Annotated in this window: 23 protein-coding genes; 15 read left to right on the top strand and 8 right to left on the bottom strand. The window is 51.8% G+C overall.

Features of this window, described 5'->3' with window-relative positions; translation table 11 throughout:
• Positions 1 to 65: 65 nt before the first annotated feature.
• From ACZ5N7_RS09770 to ACZ5N7_RS09730, 9 genes are all read left to right on the top strand, one after another.
• Positions 66 to 1,145 carry an HD-GYP domain-containing protein gene (locus tag ACZ5N7_RS09770; protein ID WP_464653991.1) on the top strand — a complete coding sequence of 360 codons (1,080 nt, stop codon included), beginning with the start codon at positions 66 to 68 and terminating at the stop codon, positions 1,143 to 1,145.
• A gap of 31 nt (positions 1,146 to 1,176) precedes the next feature.
• Positions 1,177 to 2,307: a radical SAM/CxCxxxxC motif protein YfkAB gene (gene yfkAB, locus ACZ5N7_RS09765; protein WP_464653990.1), complete on the top strand. Its 1,131-nt coding sequence runs from the start codon at positions 1,177 to 1,179 to the stop codon at positions 2,305 to 2,307.
• A gap of 78 nt (positions 2,308 to 2,385) precedes the next feature.
• Entirely contained in the window at positions 2,386 to 3,099 is a 714-nt protein-coding gene (locus ACZ5N7_RS09760; RefSeq protein WP_464653989.1) for an FAD-dependent thymidylate synthase, read from the top strand.
• Positions 3,100 to 3,110: 11 nt separating this feature from the next.
• Positions 3,111 to 4,148 carry a sporulation integral membrane protein YtvI gene (gene ytvI / locus ACZ5N7_RS09755; protein WP_464653988.1) on the top strand — a complete coding sequence of 346 codons (1,038 nt, stop codon included), beginning with the start codon at positions 3,111 to 3,113 and terminating at the stop codon, positions 4,146 to 4,148.
• A gap of 298 nt (positions 4,149 to 4,446) precedes the next feature.
• Positions 4,447 to 5,730, top strand: a complete 1,284-nt coding sequence (serS, locus tag ACZ5N7_RS09750; RefSeq protein ID WP_464653987.1) for a serine--tRNA ligase — start codon at positions 4,447 to 4,449, stop codon at positions 5,728 to 5,730.
• A gap of 85 nt (positions 5,731 to 5,815) precedes the next feature.
• Positions 5,816 to 6,073 carry a DUF7667 family protein gene (locus ACZ5N7_RS09745; protein ID WP_464653986.1) on the top strand — a complete coding sequence of 86 codons (258 nt, stop codon included), beginning with the start codon at positions 5,816 to 5,818 and terminating at the stop codon, positions 6,071 to 6,073.
• 141 nt (positions 6,074 to 6,214) lie between these two features.
• Positions 6,215 to 6,427: a hypothetical protein gene (locus ACZ5N7_RS09740; protein WP_464653985.1), complete on the top strand. Its 213-nt coding sequence runs from the start codon at positions 6,215 to 6,217 to the stop codon at positions 6,425 to 6,427.
• Between the two features lie 192 nt (positions 6,428 to 6,619).
• Positions 6,620 to 8,113, top strand: coding sequence for a mechanosensitive ion channel (locus ACZ5N7_RS09735; protein ID WP_464653984.1), 1,494 nt, complete (start codon positions 6,620 to 6,622; stop codon positions 8,111 to 8,113).
• 211 nt (positions 8,114 to 8,324) lie between these two features.
• Positions 8,325 to 8,993 (top strand): HAD family hydrolase, encoded by a 669-nt coding sequence (locus tag ACZ5N7_RS09730; RefSeq protein WP_464659070.1) that lies wholly within the window; start codon positions 8,325 to 8,327, stop codon positions 8,991 to 8,993.
• A gap of 22 nt (positions 8,994 to 9,015) precedes the next feature.
• On the opposite strand, the gene ACZ5N7_RS09725 is transcribed toward ACZ5N7_RS09730, so the two are convergent.
• From ACZ5N7_RS09725 to ACZ5N7_RS09705, 5 genes are read right to left on the bottom strand one after another with little or no spacing between them, the layout of a single operon-like run.
• Positions 9,016 to 10,125: a YheC/YheD family endospore coat-associated protein gene (locus ACZ5N7_RS09725; protein WP_464659069.1), complete on the bottom strand. Its 1,110-nt coding sequence runs from the start codon at positions 10,123 to 10,125 to the stop codon at positions 9,016 to 9,018.
• Positions 10,126 to 10,131: 6 nt separating this feature from the next.
• On the bottom strand, positions 10,132 to 11,292 hold the full coding sequence (locus ACZ5N7_RS09720; protein WP_464659068.1) for a YheC/YheD family endospore coat-associated protein: 1,161 nt from the start codon (positions 11,290 to 11,292) through the stop codon (positions 10,132 to 10,134).
• The gene (locus ACZ5N7_RS09715; protein ID WP_464659067.1) at positions 11,293 to 12,630 is read right to left on the bottom strand and encodes a YheC/YheD family endospore coat-associated protein; all 1,338 of its coding nucleotides are present in this window, start codon (positions 12,628 to 12,630) and stop codon (positions 11,293 to 11,295) included. It abuts the gene before it with no gap.
• Positions 12,627 to 13,781, bottom strand: a complete 1,155-nt coding sequence (locus ACZ5N7_RS09710; protein WP_464659065.1) for a YheC/YheD family endospore coat-associated protein — start codon at positions 13,779 to 13,781, stop codon at positions 12,627 to 12,629. Before ACZ5N7_RS09710 ends, ACZ5N7_RS09715 begins: the two co-directional genes overlap by 4 nt.
• Positions 13,782 to 13,793: 12 nt before the next feature.
• Positions 13,794 to 15,167 carry a YheC/YheD family endospore coat-associated protein gene (locus ACZ5N7_RS09705; protein ID WP_464659063.1) on the bottom strand — a complete coding sequence of 458 codons (1,374 nt, stop codon included), beginning with the start codon at positions 15,165 to 15,167 and terminating at the stop codon, positions 13,794 to 13,796.
• 215 nt (positions 15,168 to 15,382) lie between these two features.
• Between ACZ5N7_RS09705 and ACZ5N7_RS09700 the strand changes: the two genes are divergently transcribed.
• The 6 genes from ACZ5N7_RS09700 (at position 15,383) to ACZ5N7_RS09675 (ending at position 20,472) form a co-directional block, all read left to right on the top strand.
• Positions 15,383 to 15,715 (top strand): YlbF family regulator, encoded by a 333-nt coding sequence (locus tag ACZ5N7_RS09700; RefSeq protein WP_464659062.1) that lies wholly within the window; start codon positions 15,383 to 15,385, stop codon positions 15,713 to 15,715.
• A gap of 105 nt (positions 15,716 to 15,820) precedes the next feature.
• A complete protein-coding gene (locus ACZ5N7_RS09695; protein WP_464659060.1) occupies positions 15,821 to 16,870 on the top strand; it encodes an acyltransferase in 1,050 nt (349 codons plus the stop codon).
• A 105-nt stretch (positions 16,871 to 16,975) separates the two neighbouring features.
• Positions 16,976 to 17,254, top strand: coding sequence for a hypothetical protein (locus tag ACZ5N7_RS09690; protein ID WP_464659058.1), 279 nt, complete (start codon positions 16,976 to 16,978; stop codon positions 17,252 to 17,254).
• Between the two features lie 311 nt (positions 17,255 to 17,565).
• Positions 17,566 to 18,330, top strand: a complete 765-nt coding sequence (locus ACZ5N7_RS09685; RefSeq protein ID WP_464659056.1) for an HAD family hydrolase — start codon at positions 17,566 to 17,568, stop codon at positions 18,328 to 18,330.
• A gap of 197 nt (positions 18,331 to 18,527) precedes the next feature.
• Positions 18,528 to 18,863, top strand: a complete 336-nt coding sequence (locus tag ACZ5N7_RS09680) for a DMT family transporter (protein ID WP_464659222.1) — start codon at positions 18,528 to 18,530, stop codon at positions 18,861 to 18,863.
• Between the two features lie 274 nt (positions 18,864 to 19,137).
• Positions 19,138 to 20,472: a DRTGG domain-containing protein gene (locus ACZ5N7_RS09675; RefSeq protein ID WP_464659054.1), complete on the top strand. Its 1,335-nt coding sequence runs from the start codon at positions 19,138 to 19,140 to the stop codon at positions 20,470 to 20,472.
• A gap of 3 nt (positions 20,473 to 20,475) precedes the next feature.
• Here the strand turns inward: ACZ5N7_RS09675 and ACZ5N7_RS09670 are convergent, their stop codons facing one another.
• Genes ACZ5N7_RS09670 through ACZ5N7_RS09660 form a run of 3 tightly spaced genes read right to left on the bottom strand, consistent with a single transcriptional unit; the run spans position 20,476 to position 21,672 of the window.
• Complete coding sequence (locus ACZ5N7_RS09670; RefSeq protein ID WP_464659052.1) at positions 20,476 to 20,781, bottom strand: YtpI family protein; 306 nt, start codon at positions 20,779 to 20,781, stop codon at positions 20,476 to 20,478.
• A gap of 58 nt (positions 20,782 to 20,839) precedes the next feature.
• Complete coding sequence (locus tag ACZ5N7_RS09665; protein ID WP_464659220.1) at positions 20,840 to 21,334, bottom strand: hypothetical protein; 495 nt, start codon at positions 21,332 to 21,334, stop codon at positions 20,840 to 20,842.
• 2 nt (positions 21,335 to 21,336) lie between these two features.
• Positions 21,337 to 21,672, bottom strand: coding sequence for a YtrH family sporulation protein (locus ACZ5N7_RS09660; RefSeq protein WP_464659218.1), 336 nt, complete (start codon positions 21,670 to 21,672; stop codon positions 21,337 to 21,339).
• Positions 21,673 to 21,818 lie beyond the last annotated feature (146 nt).

Raw genomic sequence — 21,818 nt, 5'->3', positions numbered from 1 at the left:
ACATTTTGGAGGAAACTATTACAGTAGGGAATAGACTACAACATTTAGGAACGCGGGGGCTGTCTATGCGCCTAATGCCACTGGAGAACGTGGTTCCCGGTATGAGGCTTGCCAAGAGTATTTATAACCAAGACGGTATGGTGCTGCTGAGTGAAAATGTCGAATTGACTCATAATTTGATGCAAGCTCTCAAGCGCCATGGATTTCTCAACGTATATATCAGTGAGCCGAGCACGGACGATATTACTTTCTTAGACCCGATTTCGGATGAAACCCGTCTGCGGGCGATTTCCGAAATCCGCTTGAATTTCCGCAAGGTGATGGATGAGAACAACCGGAAGAGATTGCCCAGCTATCATCTGGGAAAATCCTTCAGCAACGTAATGACCATGATCATTGACGATCTAAGCTCTCACCAGGACGCGATGATCATGCTTACGAATATTTGCATCGTCGACCACTATTTGTATCAGCACTCTTTGAACGTCTGCATTTATGCCACATTGTTAGGCATTGCATACGGTTATTCCAGGGACGAGTTAATGACGCTCGGTCTCGGAGCGCTGCTTCATGATATCGGGAAAACCCTGATCAGCCCAAATCTGCTTCAGAAGCCCGGTGAACTCAGTGATGACGAATATGACGCGGTGAAGAAGCATTCCGAGCTTGGCTTCTCGCTGCTGAAGGATGAGCCCAATATTCCTCTGCTTTCGGCCCACTGCGCCTACCAGCACCATGAAAGAATCGACGGGAGCGGATATCCGCGAGGCATCAAAGGCGATGAAATCCATGACTACGCCCGTTGGATAGGGATGGTTGACTCCTACGACGCGATGACGAGCAACCGGATTTACCGTAAGGCTATGCTGCCTCACCGCGCGCTGGAGGTTCTTTTCACCGGAGCGGGGACGTTGTATGACAAGAACAAGATCGAGCTGTTCAGAGACAAGCTGGCCATTTATCCGATCGGTGCCGGCGTTGCTTTGAGCACACTCGAGAAAGGCGTGGTAGTCGACCTGAACTCGGTATCCCCGCAGCGGCCGATTATAAGGATTCTGCAGGATGCGGCCGGACAGAAGCTTGAAGTTCCATACGAGATCGATTTATCGAAAAAGCTGTCGGTCATGATCGTCGATGTGGAATGATTTTTATTTTTTTAAGTCAGGTGTGAAGTACATGAACGACAAGAATGGTATTGCGCGACTGGCTCCGCTTACCCCGCACAATGACCCGTGGGATCCGATCCGCTCTTTGACGCGGCACGGCCGGCATGTGCTGACCAGCGTCGAATTCACGGTCACCAATCTTTGCAATATGAGATGCGAGCACTGCGCGGTAGGCGACGCGCTCGCGATGAAAGAGGGACCCAAGCTGCCCCTCTCTTTCATTTTCAAGAAGCTGGACGAAGTAGAGCATCTGGAAACGATCAGCATCACCGGGGGAGAACCGTCGTATAACAAAAACACGGTAAGCGAGTACATCGTTCCGCTGCTGAAATACGCCAGGGACCGCGGAGTCCGGTCCCAGATCAACTCGAATATCACGCTCGATTTATCGCGTTATGAAGAGATGGCGCCGTATCTGGACGTTATGCACATTTCTTTTAACTACTTGAATGGCGACGATTTTCACGAAATCGGTTTCGCCGGATCGCATCATCAGGTTGCCAGGGAAACGGCGTGGAAGATGTATGAGCGAATGATGGACAATGCCAAGGCGTTAAGCCAGGGCGGTGTGTTCGTTTCCGCCGAATCGATGATTAACTATAGAACCCGCGATAAGCTGCCGCAAATCCACCGGTTGATCGATGAGATGGGCTGCAGCAGGCATGAGGTCCATCCGATGTATCCAAGCGCATTCGCCTCCCGTCTGCCGATCCTTTCATTAGATGAGTTCCGTCAGGCAATCCATGCTCTGCTCGATCACCGCAATCCTTCGCTTTGGATGCTGTTCGGCACTCTTCCTTTCTTCGCCTGCAGCGATTCGCCTGAAGATCGCCGTGTGGTGCAAAGATTAAGGGAAGAGCCGAACGTAACGGTACGCAACGATCCGGACGGCCGCAACCGGCTGAATGTGAATTTGTTTACAGGCGATATTTTTGTGACGGATTTCGCGGATTTACTGCCCTTGGGCAACATAACGCGTGATGATACGCTGGATGGTGTGTTCGAGGCTTGGGCGGGCCATCCGCTGAACGGAACGGTCAATTGCCACTGCCCGGCGGCGAGCTGCTGCGGGCCGAATCTGCTGGTGGCTGATTCTTACTATAAAAGCGTAGACTTCAAAAAGAGAACAGCGCTGATTTAACCGTAATGGCGCAATTTTGATATAATGTTGCCGGAACGTCTGTTTAATCGGGGCGGACAAAAGGGGGAAGCGTTATCCATGTTTGATGTAAAGCTGATCCGTTATTCGGATCCCGAACGCACTTATTTGGCTCATTCAGCCGCCGTTTATTTGGGCAAGCCTGATGTGGACAACGTGAAAAGGCCTCTCAGCATCATCCGCAAAGGCGACACTCTGGCTATTTTCCGCGGCGAGCATGCAAGGTTTGAATTCAAGACGACCAAAGTCGTATATGATCATTTGATCACTTATACGACCCAGAACATGAGAGCCTGCGGCGGACTGAGGGCTAACGAGGCGACCGTGTTCGTTCCGCCTGTCGAGGATGACGATCCGGTGTATTCGGAGCTTGGGATGAAGCACCTGAAAGCTTATCAGGACCTGGTGCACGGAATTGATATCGAAACCAACGACCCCGTGAAAAAGAAAAGGCTGCAGGCCGCCAGATCCGTCGCTCCGATGAGTGTGCAGCTCCACTATGTGTTCGAGTTTAACCTGGGTACTTTAATTGAGGCCATCTTTCCGCAGCGGATCTGGACACCGGGCGCCCAGCTGGACACGAAACAGGTGGTTCAGCGTATGTATGAGCTTGTGCATGAGCAGGACCCTGAGATGTGGGACCTCATATATGACTATTACGGGCCCGAAGCCCAGGCATGGAAGAAGGTCAGGAACAAGCTGAGAAAAGAAGACCCGCAGCTCTACTCTCAGATAATGGAAAAGTACGGAGCAATGAAATCCATGTGGGAATAGGAGCAGCGTGAATGCCATATCAAACGTTAGCGATTTTAGCTGCAGGCTTCGCTTTGCTTTATGGTTTGTTTACCGTAGGATCTCCCTTTTTGCTGGCTTTGGTTACCGTCATCTTCCTGGATCCTCTGATTGTGTTAATCATGAAATACAATAAAATGGGGCGCATGGCCGCGGCTTCGATCGTGTGCAGCCTGTTCGTCCTGCTGACGCTCTTCCTGACGTATTTGATCGGCCTCAAAATCGTCACCGAACTGGGGGCCTTTGCGGCCAACGCGCCCAGGTATCTGAATGATGCCAATCTTTATCTGCAGGACGCCTCCGACCGTTTATACAACGCGCTACCCGGCAATATTGCCGAAGGGCTGAAAGGGTGGCTCGCAGGCGGATTTAATACGCTGACAGACACGCTGAAAAGCCTGATCGCGGGCTTCTCGTCGTATGTCCTGAATGTGGCCAAGACGATTCCGGGTTTATTTATCTATTTGATTGTGTACACGATGGCAGTCTATTTGTTCGCGTTCGGCGTGCCTTCCTTGAAGGAATCGTTTCTCGGGCTGTTCGAGCCTGCGTCACGGGCGAAAATGGATACCGTACTCGGCAAGCTGAGGGGAGCTGTATTCGGTTTTCTGCTGTCGCAAATCATTTTGAGCCTCCTTACTTATGTTATGACTTTATTCGGCCTTCTCATTCTGGGCGTGGATTTTCCGCTGGCGATCGCCCTGCTCATTGTTGTTGTGGAAGTTCTGCCCATTCTGGGCACTGGCTCTGTGCTCATACCCTGGGCCGTATACGAGTACATAGCCGGCAGTGTGTTTCTTGGCAGCGGACTCGTTGTCATGTTCCTGCTGATTTCGATCGTCCGACGAATTATTGAGCCCAAAGTCCTCGGCAACGCCGTAGGAATTAACGCCTTGGCTGCATTAATTTCCATGTACGTCGGATTCAAGCTTTTCGGTGTCATGGGATTGATTCTCGGGCCGGTTGCCGTAGTCGTCTATCAAGCGATGAGAAAAGTGGGACTGCTCAGTTTTAAATTTAAATTGGAATAATCGGAAGCCTGGATTGTAATTTTCTTACAGCCGGGTTATAATAATTGGAAATCGAACATGAGCATCAGGCCGATGAAGAGAATCCAACTCGGAGGCGTTTATGACCAGAGCGTCTGGAATCGAATTGCTCCCTAAATAAACCGGGAACCGTCCCGTTATCGCGGAACCAAGCGGACTGTGTTTGCTTTTAAGGCAGATATGGTCAAGTTGGGTGGCACCGCGAGCAGAGCGCTCCTCGTCCCAATCGGATGAGGGCGCTTTTTGTGTTTTTTAGAAATATAAAAAAGGAGACGGTGCTATGTTAAGCATCAGGTTTATCAGGGAGCATGCGGAGGAGCTGCAAGCGGCAGCCGAGCAAAAAAAGCTGAAGGTCTCGATCAAAGAAGTGCTGCTGCTCGATGAGCGCAGGAGGCAATTAATGCATACCGTTGAAGAGCTGCGCGGGGAGCGGAATGGGAAGTCGCAGGATATAGCCGCAAAGGTGAAATCGGGAGAACTGGAGGAGGCCGAGCGGATCCGGGCGGAGGTAAAGAGGATCAACGGGCAGGCCGCACCCTTGGAACGCGAACTGGCTCTGGCGGAGCAGCGCTATCAGCGTGAGATGGCATTGGTGCCCAATCTGGTGTCGCCGGATACACCTGCCGGAGAGTCGGATAAAGATAATGTGGAGATCAAAAGGGCGGGCGAGCCTCCTGTGTTTGATTTTCCGGCGGAGGATCATGTGCAGCTCGGCGATAGGCTGGGCCTGATCGACATACCGAGAGGAGTGAAGGTGGCTGGCACCCGGAATTATTATCTGAAGGGAGCCGGGGTCTATCTCCAGCGCGCCGTCCAGCAGCTTGCGCTGGATATGCTGCATGAGCGCGGATTTACTCTGCTTGAAGTGCCGCATATGGCCGGCGGGGAAGCGATGTTCCATACTGGATTTTTCCCTCTGGGCGAGGATCAGACGTACCGGATCGGCGAAGAGGACAACAAGTGGCTGATCGACACGGGGGAAGTCCCTTTGGTCGCTTATTACAGCGGTGAAGTGATCGATGTATCGAAGCCCGTCAAGCTGGCTGCGGCGTCGTATTGTTTCCGCAAAGAGGCAGGCTCGGCAGGGCGGGATGTGCGCGGCCTGTACAGGGTGCACCAGTTTGCCAAAGTCGAGCAGGTGATTATATGCAGGAACGATGCGGAAGAAGCGGAGGCGATTTTGCAGGAGATTACGGAAAATGCCGAGGAGTTTATGCAGCGGCTGGAGCTGCCTTACCGGCTGGTCGCTGTATGCTCGGGGGATCTCTCGCAGAAAAATTACAAGCAGTACGACATCGAAACCTGGATGCCCAGCCGGGAAAGCTATGGGGAAACCCATTCGTCATCTCTTTTGCTCGATTTTCAGGCCAGACGGTCGAACATCCGTTACCGTGACGAAGAGGGCAGGCTGCAGTACTGCTGCACGCTTAACAATACGATGGTGGCTGCGCCCAGGATCCTCATTCCTTTGTTGGAAAACCACCAGAGAGCGGACGGGACGGTGTATATTCCTCTGGCACTCCGCAAATATATGAACGGGATTGAAGAAATCAGGCATGCATAAAAGCTTTCCCCGCTGTGTTATATTTTCGCCAAATTTTGTAATACTGGGTACTATAGGCGAATTCAGAACAGGACGGGTGATTACGATGCAGGCAGTATATCAAAGAATGGCGGAGCTCTGGACGACCAGAAAACGGAGGAAGCTGACGGATGAGGAACAGGATGAGCTCAATCTCTGTCTGGAGGCAAACGCAACGCATATTTGGAAGAAGCTTAGAATCGAGAATTTATCCTTGCTCGCCTCGATGACGGGCGATTACGACTGGCTGCATGAGCTGTGTGCGGAACTCGAGCAGATGGAACCCAAGCCCCCGGCCAAGAAAGAAAACGATTCCTGCGGATAGGCAAAAAGTAACAGTTGCCGTTCCGCTTTTTTTTGCATATAATAAGAACAAGTGTTCTGTTTATCGGGATTCAACGAGTGTTTTGCAGATAAAGCCGTCATACTTAGACTCGTTTTACAGGGAAATCCGGGAGGTGTTCTAATGAAGGAGTCACTGCTTCGCTTGGTTGGCAGAAGGGTGGAAATCGTCTATTTAGACAGGCATAACCGATTCAGCCAGAGGTACATCGAAATTCGCAGCATAGAAGGAAATCAGGTGAAAGCCTTTTGTCTAACCCATGGAGCCCCGCGTGTTTTCAGGACCGACCGTATTTTGGCGCTAAGACCGGCAGGTTGGAGGGCGGCTGGACAATAGCGGCTGAATTCTAACTGCGGCAGGTCCCCGGATCCTGGAAGGTCTTCAGAGCACAAAAATGGCTTAATTCCAGTGCGTATTTTTCCCTTTTTGTTCCAAGCTTGAAGGTATTCATTCAGGGATTGTTTCATCTGTGTGTACTCGGGTAATTCAGTATAGGAAAGTATATGTCGAGGAGAGGGAGATCAACAGATGGACAATAGTGTAAACGATTGGAATTTCTTTCTTATGAACAATGGCGGGGTATGGCGAATCCTGGCTGGGTTGCTCGTTCTCTTCGTGGGACTGGCGGTCGCCAAGTTTGCGGGGAAAGCGATACACAAAAGTTTGGCGAGAACTTCTTTGGACAATCACGGGAAAGTATATTTTCCCGAGAATATGAGCCTCAGCTCTGTGATTGGCTCGGTAGTAAGAGGCTTCCTTGTCCTCGTTACTTTGCTGATTGTATTGGAGCTGCTCAGATTCAGTTTCATCCTGAATCCGTTCGTCGGCATCATTAACGGCATTACGGCCTATGTTCCTCTGCTGCTTGGCGCCCTGCTGCTTGCCGCCGTCGCTCATATTATTGCTACAATCGCAAAACGGACGGTACAGTACTTGCTGGGCACGGAAACCGCCAAGCGGGCCGTTCCCTATCTCGCCCAGTATAAAGATGTCGCTGGAAGCTTGATGTATGCGCTCATTCTTCTGCTGTTTGCTCCCAACATCCTGGATGCGCTGCAGATCAGGGCCATCTCCGAGCCGATCGGCATGGTTGTGAACTTGATCATAAATTATCTGCCGATGATTGCGGCTGCACTTATTTTAGTTATAATCGGACATTTTATAGCGAAATTCGTCGCCACTTTGACGGAACAGGTAGCCCGTTCCCTGAATTTGGAAAGATGGACAGGACCGGAAGTGAATGCGCCGGTGATTCTGGGCCGCACGGTGTATTTCCTCATCCTGTTCCCTCTCGCGGTACAAGCATTGGGCCTGCTTCATATCAACGCGATTCAGGAACCCGCCCAGCGCGTTCTGGATACTGTGATGTCCTGGATTCCGCGGATTGCTATCGCGGCAGCGCTGATCTATGTAGGGTATCTGATTGCCAGGATCGTCTACAATCTGGCGCTCACCTTTCTGTCCCCGCTTAAGATAGATGAGAAGCTGGCTCGTTTGCTGCCTTCCATCCGGACGAAACCGGATTTGTTGAACGCGGACGGCACGCCGTTGTCGGCTTCGCCGGGAGCAGCAGAGGAAGCTCTTTCCAAAGATTCCATCGCCGGAAGCAAATCTTCTATTACCCATTGGATCAGCTGCCTGATTTCGGTGTTGGTATTCGGATTCTTTCTGGTCGAAGCAACGAATTTGCTCGGACTGCAGTTTATCTCAAGCTCAGCGGCGGCCTTGATGGTACTGCTTCCCAGATTGGTGCTTGCGGCGATTATTATCTATGCGGGAATCTTTCTTGGAGAATTGGTTGAACGCAAACTCAGCGCACAGAGCCCTTTTAAAGGATTCATGAAGCCTGTTATTGTAGTGCTGGCGGTAGTGATCGGACTAACGGAGGTAGGTTTGGCCTCGATCATTGTCACCTCCGGGTTTATGTTCGTCATGGGCGCTATGGCCGTAGCTTTTATGATCGCAGTAGGAATCGGCAGCATCCCGGCCGTGAAGCGTTTCTGGGAGCACAGACAGCAATAAGCTTCCGGAATATGCATAGATACAGCAAAGCCAAGAGCCTCCTCCATGAGGCTCTTGGCTTTGCTGTATTTCTATGTGGCTGCCAAGTTTACCACAGCGGCCAAGCTTGCCTCACTTTTGCTGCATAGATTTTTGTGCGGCTAAATGCGGCGATGTATGCTAATATGGGTAATAGTGTGAACATATACAAAAACAAGGGAGAACCGTGAGAATGACTGTGAACAAAGTCGCGCCAGAGGCTATGATTTTTGACTTGGACGGCACGCTGTTTCAGACGGAAACGCTGCTCGTGCCTGCTTACCATGCCACTTTCGAGAAGCTGAGAGAGGAACGGCTGCACACCGGAGAAACGCCCGACGTCTCGATAATGCTGGGCTGCCTGGGCATGCTGCTGGAGCAAATTTGGAAGCAGGTCATTCCCGACGCTTCACCGGAAGCGCATCGCAGAGCGGACGAGCTGTTGGAATATTTTGAAGATCAGGGGTTAAGGCTGGGACAGGGACTGTTATATCCTGAAGTCAAGGAAACTTTGGATCAGCTGCACAGGAAGGGGATCCGCCTGTTTGTTGCGAGCAACGGCCTGGAGTCGTACGTAAAGGGCGTCATCCACAGCAAGGGCCTGGCTCACTTGTTTGATGGGCTTTACAGCGCGGGAGAATACAAAACGAAAACGAAAGTGGATCTGGTGCGGATACTTCTGGAAAAGCACGGTGTGAAGACGGCCTGGATGGTAGGCGACCGTTCTTCCGATGTGGAAGCGGGTAAAGGCAACGGCCTGGAGGTGGTCGGCTGCCGCTATGCAGGGTTCGGGAAGGAAGACGAGCTGGCGGGCGCGGATCGGATCATTCAACAGTTCAGCGAGCTGGCCGTGCTCGTTTAAGGAATAAAACAAAGGAGGCTTCCTAAGACGAAGTCTCCTTTGTCTTTTTCTGCTTCAGCAGCCAAGCCGCGTACTCCAGCGGCCTTGAAATGGCCTTCTTGTACGTTTCCGTTTCTCCGATCCTGTAGAAAATCTCCCGGGACGGTTTCGGATTCACTTCCAGAATCCAGGGATGGCCTGAAGGATCGACGGCGATGTCGATACCCAGCTCACACAAATGGCCGAATTTGGTCTCCAGATACTCCGCCGTATCAAAGCCTAATTTATTCAGCTTGCCGATCACCTTCCCGATCCTTTCTTCGGAACTGAATGTGCGCTTCAGCAATGTTTCCAGAGGAACGGCGGCGCCTCCGCCATGCAGATTGGATGTGATGCTGCGCTTCGGCCCGATCCGGCCCGCGCATCCGGTGATGTCCCATTTTCCGCTTCTGTCTTTCTGGATCAAAAGGCGGTAATCGTGGACCCGCCCATCGGAAAGGGTCAAAGGAATACCTTGCTGAATGACATATTTGTCGGACAATCCCCATGCTTTTAATTGGGCTGTAATCTGCCGCTCGGTCATTCTGCGAGGGTGGAGCATGTTTCTTTGCGGGTCTCTGCCCTGTACAATATATTCCTGTTTGGAGAGGCGATGCAGCTTGAGCACTCCCCTTCCACCGGTGCCGTTGATCGGCTTGAGAATGAGCAGGCTGTGGCCCGGAAGAAAGCTGCTCAGGTCCTTCCCGCTGCTGTATTTGCACGTCTTCGGTATATGCCGCGTCAGTTTGTCGCAATCGCTTAAAATTCCATGCATGACCCACTTATTGGCAAGCGGCTTCCCCAAGTAGTCGATATGGGAGTTCCTTTCCCGGAAGTCTTTTACTTTTGCCGACATCTCGGCACCCTGATAACGGGCCCGGTCATAGACCAGGGAAGGAATGCGGATACGTTTCCTCACCCATTCGCAGGATAAGGCATTATAGTATAAAGCGTTCACGGTGCCCTCCTCCGGAGCCTCGTCGTCAGGAGTAAAAACGAAGACCTCGATTCCATATCTTTTTCCCTGCAGGCACAGCTTCCTGAAATAGGAAATTTCCTCCAGCTTATTGCCGTTTAAATATACGGCTAATACCCCGAGTCGTGCTTTGGCCAAGGCTGGTCACCTTCTTTTTCTTTCGGCAGTCTTTACCCCAGTCTTCTTTCGCTTTTGTTTGCACAGGAAAAGGCTGTACCTTATGATCTGTTCCAATGAGGTTTTCCGTATGTCAGGCTCATCGAACTTCATGGGCTTGGAGTTCGCCTCAAAAAACCAGATTTGCCCCTCCCGGTCGACGCCGAGGTCCATGGACATTTCGCCCAAGGTGTTGCCGCAGGAGTTTTCAATTTGCTTGGCTATCAGCAGTGCGGCCTGCTTCGTCCGGGACAGTACGCGTTTGGCGTCACTGACGCCGAAGGAGGAAGTGAGCAGCTTGCCGGGATCATCGATCATACCGCCTCTCGGGACATGCGTCGTAATGCTGAGCTTGCCGGCCACTCTCGCTCCGATGCCCGATAATCTCCATCTTCCGGCGGAGTTTTTCTGCATGAGGACGCGCAGGTCGTACGGCCTTTGCTTATAAGACGCCAGATCGATCCCCTGCTGGACGATATAATCCTCTGTGTTGATCTGCAGTAATTTGATACGGTTCCAGACGCTGCGAATGTCAGGGTAGCTGGAAATGTGGCTTAGCTTGCCGTCCTGTATCGACAGCCGGAACTCTCTTCTTTTGTGATTGCCGCTTCTGCGTTCCAGCTTCATAATCCCTTTGCCCGCTTTGCCTTTGCTCGGCTTCAGATATACGGAGGAGTAGCTTTGCAAAAGATTCTCCAGCGTCTCGGCATCCGTCAGTTTATGAGTGGAAGGGATATATTTTTTCGTCGCTTTGGATTTATTCAGCCATTCGAACAATGTCCATTTATTGAAAAAGCAAGGGTTGAACAGTTTCACCGAACTGCTCTTCATGCAAGCCTGTATGGCCTGCTGCACCTCGGGGAGCTGTTCCTGGGAGCGGTAAGGAACGCGATTATATACCACCTTGGGAGCAGGAACGCTCGTGCGGTACCACTTGCTGTTCAGAAAATTGTATTGAAACCCGTTCAAATGAGGGACGGATAAAGAAAACTCTTTGGCTGTCACTACATACACCAACAGCCCATGCTGCTGCCCGGTCCGGATCAGGTCGATAAAATTTTCCTGATTCCCTTTGAACAACCCCGCCCCGTCATCCACGGTCAGGATCGCCATTGCCGGTACGATGTGCTCGTGGTAGGTGAATCCCATTCAGGAGTCCCTCCTCACGCGGAATTTACTTAAATACAGGCAGTAATCCACCAGATTCTCAATCGATTCCCTGCCCTGGGATTTCAAGGAGGGGTGCTTGAAGATAGAGCGCCCCGGTTTGGCGTTGGCTTCGAACATCCACACCTTCTCATCCTGGTCGATCCCAAGATCGAAGCCGAGCTCACCCAGCAAATATTTGTTGTTCTTCTCGATCTGCTGCGCCAGCATCACGGCGGTTTCTTTGGCGTTGTCGAGCACGGCTTCGGCTTTGGGGCCAAAGGTTTGCTTCAGCGCCTGTTCCGGCGTCATCAGCACGCCACCGCTGCGGATATGGGTCGTTACGCTTCCCTTACCAGCCTTCTTGGCCCCGATTCCAGCGACGATCCACTCGTTGTTTCCGTTCTTGGTCATATGGAAACGGAAGTCGATCGGGCAGGAATCGATTTCAACCAGCCGGATGCCCTGCTGCGCCACATACTGGTTGAATATGGATTTATTTTTGAACAGCTTCATCAAGTCGCTGAATTTGTTGAACCGAAGTAGCACATTTCTGCTGCCGCTGCGGTATCTTGCAAAATATCCCCGTTCGGGCGCATAGGTCAGACGGTAAATTCCGATGCCCAGGCTCCCGCCCGTCGGCTTTAAATAAACGAATTTGTGCTTTTCAAGCATTTCCTTCAGTTCCGCGGCGGTTGGGTTGGTAATCGAATCGGGCACATGCTTGTGGGCCTCCTCCCCTTCCAGCAGCCGGTAAACGTCGGATTTGTCAAAAAAACTCCAATTGTAAAGCGGAATATTCCTTCGCACGAACCTTTCTTTAAACTCGTTGATTTGAAGCGTGGCTTCCACTTTGCGGTTGTGCAGCCGGTTGTAGACGATATCGGGCAGCGGGACGGTTTTTCTTGACCAGCCTCCGTTCTGATGGATAAAATAACCGGTTATCGTCTCCTGCTGCCAGTTCACATCCGAAGGAGTAAAGGCGAAGGGGATGGACTTTTTGGCGCAGGCCTGCACAAAGGATTTGATGAATGCGTTGGGCCCGGAACCGGTCAGCACGCCGATCAGCGGGCCCAGCCGGATTTCGTTTATGGAATCGCTCTGGATTGAACAGGCTCCGGTTTTCGGTATTTTTAACAAGTTCATTATGGAGACCGGGATATGAATCTGGTTGCCTATTCTTTTTACCGCTCTGACCTGAACCGTTACCGATTTCGAGCCCAGCTTCAGGGAGACGGTCTTTGCTTTGCCAAGTTTTAGAGCCTTGATTAAGGATGAGGATAAAAAAACCGCTTTTTCCGTACGCTGTGCGGCATGGATCGTGCAGGTAGTCAAACTCATGGGTAGCCTCCTAAAATCACTCTATTCGATAAGGTCCGGTCAGCCAGATAGCGGGCATACCGGAGCGGATTGACCACGGAACAGGCTTTGATTTGCTGATCGGGCAGATGCTCAAATGCGGAGCGGCCTGGTTTGGAGTTGGCTTCCAGAATCCAGATCCGGCCGCTCCGGTCAATGCCGTAATCGATGCCGAGCTCAAGCAGCCTGCCGAAGGACTGCTCAAGCAAGGGGGGGATTTTGGCGGATAAACGGTTTAATGTTTGCAGGATAGCGGAGCTTTCATCCGCGCCAAACAGCTTCTGCAGAAAGGGCGCTGCCTCCCAAGCGGTCCCTCCGCCGTGCAGGTTGGAAGTGATTCCCCCTGCTGCGCCTTTCCTGGCGGCGAATCCCGTCAGCGTCCAGCCTCCGGTGCCGTCCTTCTGCACAAGCGCCCGTATATCGTACGGCTCCCCCCAGAAGTCGGTCAGCTGCAGGAAGGGCTGAAGCAAATACCGGCGTTGTCCGGTGAAGGCTTGCAGCCAGCCCAGCAGCTCCCGGGAGTCCCGGAAGCTGATCTCAATTTGCCGGTTGTTAAAATCTCTTCCCTTGACCGAATATTTATCCTCGGAAGGCTCTCCGCAGGAGCGCCTCTCGACCAAGAGGCCTCCTTTGCCTTGGGAACCGGCTTCTGGCTTAAGATAGGCAGCATCGTGCCGCTGAAGCCAGGTGAGCAGGGCCTGCTTCTCCAGCTTAATCGTATAAGGCAGGCAGGGCTTGATTTCGGCATCCGCTGCAAGCGCCGCGTACACATCGGCTTTGCCTTTGAGTACGCTGCCGAGCAGCCGGATGCCGGGTTCCCTGCGGATTCTGCGCAGCTGGGTCGCGTATTCGTTGAACTGGCTCCCGTTTGTGCAGAAGCAGCGGTCATACACAAAATCAGGGAACGGGCACAATCGCCGCTCCCATCCGGAGGTTTTCCCGGAATAAACATAGCCGGTGACATGGCCGGCCTCCCAGTGGATATCGGCTGGAGAGAATACAAAAACATAGAGTCCCAGACGGCTGCCTTCCCTGCAGAGCCGGCTGTAAAACTTTTGGCTGGCGAAGGGCGGAAGGCCAGGGGATGCGGCGGTCATGATGCCTACGCTGATGTTTTTCCTGGATGAAGCCATTATGGACCACCTCTAGAACTTCGCCAGGTAACGGGCGTAAGTTACGGTTTTGTTTACGGACGGCCGGATTTTCTCTCCCCCCGAGGTGGAGGAATTATCGTCCTTGGAAGGCTTGGAATTGACTTCAAGCAGCCAAATCCTGCCGCTCCGGTCTATGGCCAAATCCACACCCAGCTCGGCAAAATGGCCGTCGACATACTTTTCGATGCCTGACGCGATCTCCAGAGCGGCCCTACGCAGCTTCGGGGAGTAACCGGTTTTGGCGCCGGCCTCCAGATCCGAGTTGGACGTGGCATCATTCACCGAGCTTAACCGGCCTCCTTTGGCAATATTGGATACAAAATGCTGCTTGCCCGCAATCCGTGCTACAGCCGATGTCACGCTCCACTGCCCTTTGTCGTTTTTCTGCACCAGCACCCGGAAATCCACCGGACTTCCGTCTACGGACATCAAGGATAGCCCTTGTTGGATTTGGTAGTTCCGCTGCTTGATTTTTCCCGACAGCCGGGAGTAGAGCTGGCGTAACCTGGCGAATGACGTACGTTTAGCGCCGTCCTCCCGGGTTACGTGGCAAATGTAAGAACCGTTTCCACGGCTGACACGGATAATTCCTTTACCCAAGCTGCCGGTGATCGGCTTCAGGAACACGGAATCATATTTTGACATCATTTCTTTGAGTACTGCATAACTTTGGAGCATATGGGATTCAGGCAAATATTTATGAAGGCCGCGCTCGTTGTTTAAAGCGTCGAAGACTTCATTTTTGTTCAAATATTTTTCGTTAAACACGCCGGCGCCATGCTTTTCCTTGACTTCACTCATAAAATGCTGCACGGCCTGGAGATTCTCCAGCTTGCGTGAGGTCAGGCGGTTATAGACGACATTCGGCACGGGAAAGGTTTTTTTCTTCCATCCGTGATGAAAGGTGTAGCCGCTGATCGCTTGGGAACCCTCTTTCAATTCCTGCGGAGTAAAGAAGAAGACGAAGGCTCCATAATTGGAACAGGCTTGTGTCAACTCTTTGCAAAACGAAGTCGTAGATCCGAACGGACGATCCGGAGTGTGTGTATGGACGCGGGAAACCAGCACGCCGATGATGGGACCGAGCCTTAACGTCCGGGAACCGGTTTGGCAGCTTGCGCAAAGCTCCATATCGCGTTCGATCTGCATCCTGCCGGCCAGGCTCACATTCATTCTAAGCAAGGATGGGTGGGCGGACGGAACGGCTTTTACCTCCTGCTTCATGGACCCGAACTGCAACTGGACCGTTTCCCCCGACGGAATCCTGCATTTTTTCATAAAAGTTTGGCTGAGCATGATCGTTTGGTCTGTAAGGGAGCTGCTGGCGCTTTGGATCTGAATTTTTAATTTGGCTCTGATATTCATTCATGAACCTCCTTCCAGCATCGCAGATACCTGTTTCTGACTGCCAATTGACTACTCCATCATATGAAAGCCCAAAACTCTTGGTGAAAATAAAGCGGAAAACGTTTTGCCGGGCAGAAAATGACGAAATGAAGAAGCTCATTGATTCATGAAGCGAATTCTGGCACAATAGAGGGTGCATTGACACTTGCTTTAATTAAAGGAGAGATCATCAGTTGAATATCCACGACATTGCCCACGATTTGGCGAAAGCACTTAAAGCAAGCCAGGAAATAAGCGACATTAAAAAATACAGAGCCGAAATTGAAAAAGATCCGCAGACAAAAGAGATGTTCGACGACTTCAGAAAACGCCAATACGACATCCAGCAGCAGCTGGTTTCGGGACAAAGCCTTTCCCCGGAAACATCCGAAAATATGGACAAGCTGTATCAGGCGGTTAATTCCAACCCGCTCATCCGTCAAATGTACGAAGCAGAAAACAGGCTTTCCGTCATCATGGACGATATTCAGAGAATTATTACGGAACCGATCAGGGAAGTATTGTAAATCATCGGGGGCTGTTGGAACTCTGACAGTCCCTTTAAGTTTCATTCAAATCCACTGCACGCTTGTATAGACAAAAAGAGGTGACAGGGAATAAAAAAGCAGAAGTTGACGGAACTGGGTGTGGTCCGGGCGCTCGCGATTCTCGCGGTGCTTGTTATCCACGTCACCGCGCAGGGGACAGTTACCCTCCCGCAGACGGGGCTGTCCGGACTTGCTTATTTATGGGCGAACAAAATCAGTTATTTTGCCGTGCCGCTGTTTATCGCGCTGAGCGGCCTGGTGCTTTTTTACAGGTATGACGGAGATTGGTGCGGCCGGCAGGCCGTACAGTTTTGGATAAAAAGAGTGCGCCAGATTGTAATCCCTTATCTGATCTGGACGGTTATCTACACTTTGTACGAGGCCTGGGTATATGACCCGAAGGCGTTCAAGCTCAATTTCGACCGTTTTGGAGAAACGGTATTGTGGGGAGAAGCGAAGTACCATTTGTATTATCTGGTCATTATGGTTCAGTTTTACCTGCTTTTTCCTTTGCTGATGACGCTCGTGCACAAGTTTAGAAGCTTCAGGGTCTTGCTGCCCGTCGCAGGTGTTGCCATTCAGCTTGCCGTGTACGTGTACAGGTACCGGCTGGAGAAGCCTCTTGAGCACGCCTATCTGTATTGTGCGACCTATTTCGGTTATTTTGCGGTCGGCAGCTTTATCGGACTGCACTACCGTGCCATCCACGAATGGCTGGGCAAGCATAAAACGGCGGTTTACTCGCTGTTTGCCGCTGCGGGAATCGTTTACTCAGGCATGTTCCTGCTGAATCGGTTTGAATTCTTTTTCCCCGGCTACTGGTATGACCTGGTGTACTTCATGTACTGCTGCGCTGCGCTTCTGTGCTTTATACTGGCGGGAAGCCGGCTGCCGGGCCGGATGCCCGGAGTTTACCGTGTTCTGAATGCTTTAGCCGGTGTTTCCTTCGGAATTTATCTCATCCATCCGATGGTTCTTACCGCGTGGAACCTGAAATTTACGGACCATGCTGCACAGCATACATTTTTGCTGATGTCCTTGCTCGGGTTTGTTGTGACCCTTGCCGTTCCTTGGCTCGCGATGATTGTGTACAGAACAGGCCAAAAGCAGTTTAAGCGTAGGGTATCCCGTTAACAGCAAATCTGACGGTCAAGCCGGCTGACTGAAAAAGCGATCATATTTTCTCTCCCAGGCTAATAAAATAGAATGTACAAGTAGTCAGATGGGGGAGTGAGGGCCGTGAAAGGTACCAAAAATATGGTTTATATGGCTGTTGCACTGGGAATGCTGATTTATGCGCTGCCCCAGTTGGAAATTGGACAAGGGCTGACGGCGCCTACGATTTTCGGGATTTTGTGGATTTGCCTGGCGCTGCTCATTATCGCTGCGCATCTGCATGAGCTGCTCGGTGTGGACGCGGAGATGAAACAAAGAATGGCGCAGGTGGAACGCATGAAAGCGTGGCAGATGGAGCAAGCCGTCCAAGGGCGCCGTAAATTGTTTCAGTTCCGCAAGTAGGAGATGACGGTGTCTTTGACGCATCTTTTCTCTTTTAGCGCGAGCTTAAAAAAAGCCGGATGCAGCGATCAACTCGCGCATCTGGCTTTCTATTTTAACGTTATAGAAAACTGCCGGAGGGCAAATGGAGCATCTTGGTTCTTGCTCTTTCCGCAGAGGAAACCGGTTCTGTAGGACGGTAAGCAAACGGCGGCGGAGCTCAATGAGCAGGCGGTTTCGCAAGGCTTGGATTTTATAGTCATCACTTAACACAATATTCTGCAGGCCGCTTGCGAGGATTTAAAGCAATATGCATAATAGGAGGGGCAAGAATGCCGGTTTTGACCGTTCAACAACAGCAGTTTTCCATCGAAGGGATTCTGTTTGATAAGGATGGAACGCTGTTGGAATTTTTGCGGCTGTGGGGCGTATGGGGCAAACTGATGAGCGATCAGGTTTGCAACAGGGTGGCCGCTTTGGGCGGCGACATTTCGGGTGAATTCAGGGGCAAGCTTCTCGGCACTCAATATGATTCACTGGGGCAGCTCGCCGGCTACGATCTGCAGGGCCCTTTATCGATAGCTTCGATTCCCGAAGTGGAAGGCATTCTCGCCTGGCAGCTTTACAAACACGGCTTGCCATGGAATGAATCCCTCACCGTTATCCGCGGCTTTCGCGATAAAGCGAATGAGGAAATCGAACGAACACGTCCGGCAGTCCCTACGCCGGGACTGCTGCCATTCCTCGAACAATGCGTGTTATCCCGAATTCCTCTGTGTGTGGTGACTGCTGACGATACAGCTGAGGCTCGTAAGCATTTGACATGGATGAATGCCCTGCACTATTTTCAGGATGTCATCGGAGACGACCAGGTGACGGAGGGAAAGCCGGATCCGGAGATGGTAAGACTCGCTTGTGAAAGATTAGGGATTGAACCCTCGAGAGTGGCCGTGATTGGAGATACGAACGGGGATATGCAGATGGGAAGAGCGGCTGGAGTTGCCGTAACGATCGGTTTAAACGCGGATCCCGAAATCCGTTTGAAGCAAGCTGACTTTATGATCACCGATTTCAGCCAACTCAGCGTACTTGCTTGACAGACAGACATGCAAGATGGAGCGGTGAACGAATGAAGAAGCATGCCCAGGCATTCAGGACACGTGAAGCACGCCGGATGCCTGAAGCACGCCGGATGCCTGAAGCACGCTGGCTGCCTGAAGCATGCCGGATGCCTGCAATAGTTTTCGCACCCCCTTCGCGTACCTGAATAAAATGAATGGAATGATGAATAATGATCGGCTGGTTGTTTTTAGCTTTAGCGATTGTATTTGAGCTGGCCGGGACGATAACGATGAAGTTTTCAGGGAGCTTTACCAATCTGCTTCCTTCGATCATCATGTTTGTCCTTTACGGCTGCTCTTTGACCTCTTTGACCTTTGCAGTAAAAACCATCGACATCAGTGTAGCCTATGCAATCTGGTCGGGACTCGGAACAGCGCTAATCGCGATTGTCGGGTTCTACGTTTTCCACGAGCACATCACGCTGTTAAAAATATTGTCCATCTTCATTATTATTGCGGGAGTTGTGGGTGTAAACCTGGCCTCGGGTTCGAGTCATTTCCTTCGGTAGCGGATTGCACGAGCATACAATGAAAAACGAGCGGCGTAACTTTTAGCAGCCATCGCTGCACGTTTTTGTAATAGAGGCGTTGTGCTCACTCCCGCAGAAGCAGCTGCCATCCAACTGACGATCCGTATTCCCGTGACCGTTATACTTACACTGCACTTTTCACCGCCACCTCTCTTTTCGCCGACTCCTCGTTTTGCCGCATACCTTGCTTGTGCTCTGTTCTAATACAGATTATAATAAAAATAGTAGTACAGTTTATGAACGGGGTGTCGGTTTGGACCGGACAAGCAATGATTCCATAACTAAACACGAAAACATTCTTCAATATATCGAGGACTTGAAGCTCGGTTCCAAAATTTCCGTAAGGAAAATCGCCCAGCGAATGAAAGTGTCCGAAGGCACGGCCTATCGCGCAATTAAAGAGGCGGAGAACCGGGGACTGGTATCTACCAAGGAGCGCATAGGGACCGTCAGGGTGGAGCGCAAGCACAGGCAGGACATCGATAAGCTTACTTTTGCCGAAGTCGTTCACATAGTGGAAGGAGAGGTGCTGGGCGGCGAAGGCGGAATGGGCAAAACGCTGCACAAGTTCGTTATCGGAGCGATGGAACAGGACGCGATGCTGCGTTATATCGAGCCGGGCAGCCTGCTGATCATCGGCAACCGCTACCAGGCCCACAGCCTTGCGTTGGAGCATGGTGCGGCAGTGCTCATCACCGGCGGCTTCCACACGAATGACGAGAACCGGAAGCTGGCGGACCAGCTGCAGCTTCCGATCATTTCAAGCTCCTACGACACGTATACGGTGGCTTCCATGATCAACAGGGCCATCTACGACCGGCTTATCAAGAAGAAAATTATGCTCGTTGAGGACATCATCGCCCCCGGCGCACCGGTGAGCACGCTAAGTCCAGGCTCAACCTTGACCGAATGGAGGCTGCTCTCCGACGAAACCGGGCACAGCCGCTTTCCCGTCGTGGACGAGCGGAACCGGGTGATCGGGATCGTCACCCCCAAAGATATGGTGGGAGCAACCCCCGACCAGACGATCGACAAGATGATGAAGCGCAATCCGCTCACCGTCTCGCCCCACACTCCGGTGGCATCGGCGGCCCATCTCATGATCTGGGAAGGGATCGAGCTGCTGCCCATGGTCGATGAAAGCCGCAGGCTGCTCGGCGTCATTTCCAGGAACGATGTGATGAAAGCTATGCAGTATATCCAGAAGCAGCCGCAGAACGGCGAAACGTTCGAGGACTTGATCTGGTCCCAGTTTGAGGAAGCGACCGACGAGCAGGGCCGGCTGATCTATAAAGGGACGATTACCCCGCAGATGACGAACCACCTAGGCACGGTGTCCGAAGGCGTGCTCACCACACTGATGACCCAAGCCGCATACCACGTGGTCCAGGAGCACAAAAAAGGTGACATGGTCATGGATAACCAGTCCACCTATTACCTTAAGCCCGTGCACATCGAAAGCCAGGTGCAGATCTGCCCCAAAATTCTCGAATCCAGCCGCAAGTTCAGCAAAATCGATGTCGAAGTGTTCCACGCCGGATCGCTGGTCGGCAAAGCGCTGATCACGGCTCAAATGATCGAAGGGTAGCGGTCACCGCCTGGGCCGAGTATAAAAGCCGAAATTGCGGATACCGGCAAACAAATTGAACAGCCCCAGCAAAAAACACACCGTGCCAAACATGCGCCTGGTATTGGAATCCGAGAAAAAGAACAGCTGCGTCACCGCGATAGCGACCAGCATCATGCCCATCGCGATATTCATCTTGGCGGCATAAGTCCCGCGAAGCTTGGGCTCCTGCTGCCTTCTGTATTTGAAGCTGTAATAGACGGAGACGCCTGCGGATAGGCAGATAATTAGAAAAAGTGCGGTTTGAATCGTCTGAAGCAATGGGATCATCCTTTGGAGGTTTTGCTTCTACTTTATCGATTTCGGACGGCAAAATCAAACGTTTTCCTCAAGGCTCCACCCCTTTGAATACATCGGCGTTAATCCACACGATCAGTTCCGTCTGCACAAGCATCATCGTCCGTACCGTCACGGTGTAATTTTTCTCGAGTATGCCATGGTAGACTTTCCCGGAGATCAGCTTCTCATAGAGCGGATAGCTCTCCCCGAAGGCGGCGCTATCGCGTCCCAGAACGATGCTGAGATCGTCCCTTACCCTTCTCCTAAGCTCCTGCTCCGTCCCTTTGTCAATCGTGTTCTTGCCCCCCTGCAGCACGCGGATATCGAGCTTTTTGATCACTCCGGCTCTGTTGCTGGTTTTGTGGAGCAGTTTCATTTCTTTATGCAAAATCTCTATTTGCGCTTGCAGTTCCAGGTTCCGGGTATAGACCAAATCGATTGTACGGCGGTTAACCGCCAGGAATAATGCACAGCCGACAATCACCCCGACCAGAAAAAGACCCGACCCCTGCATCAGTCTGCGGTATCGTTCGAAAGGAGGCACCCTCAAGACTGTCCGCCGCCTTTGCACATCCATTGAATCAGCGAACAGGACATGGAAGCGCCTATAAAAGCGCAGACGATCAGCAGGATTTGCTTTACGGCGGGGGACAGATGGCCTTCCACGAAATTGGATTCAATGACCCGGATCGGATCGATCGTGCCGCCGATGGCCGCGACCATGGCCCATATCTTGATCTGTTCGGAGATGCGCAGCATCGTTTCTGTCGGAGGCTGAAGGATCAGCACCGCGCCGATCCCGCCCAGCAGGCTGCCGCCAAGCACAACTCCAAAGGCTACAAAAAAATCCAGCGCCATTTTGGCTATAAAATTAATCGGCATCGATATCCCTTCTTTCACAAGGCTAGTCCATTTCCACATGAAGCGGCTGCCTAGATTGCACACTCATTGCTATATGTATATGGGAATCTATGTTCTATTATGATAAAATAATTTTAAGAAACCCCGCGGGCAGCAGCCGGGAAAAT

Source organism: Paenibacillus sp. JCM 18996 (assembly GCF_055392555.1).
The sequence above is the reverse complement of the archived record's forward strand: the minus strand, read 5'-3'. Positions and strand labels throughout refer to the sequence as shown.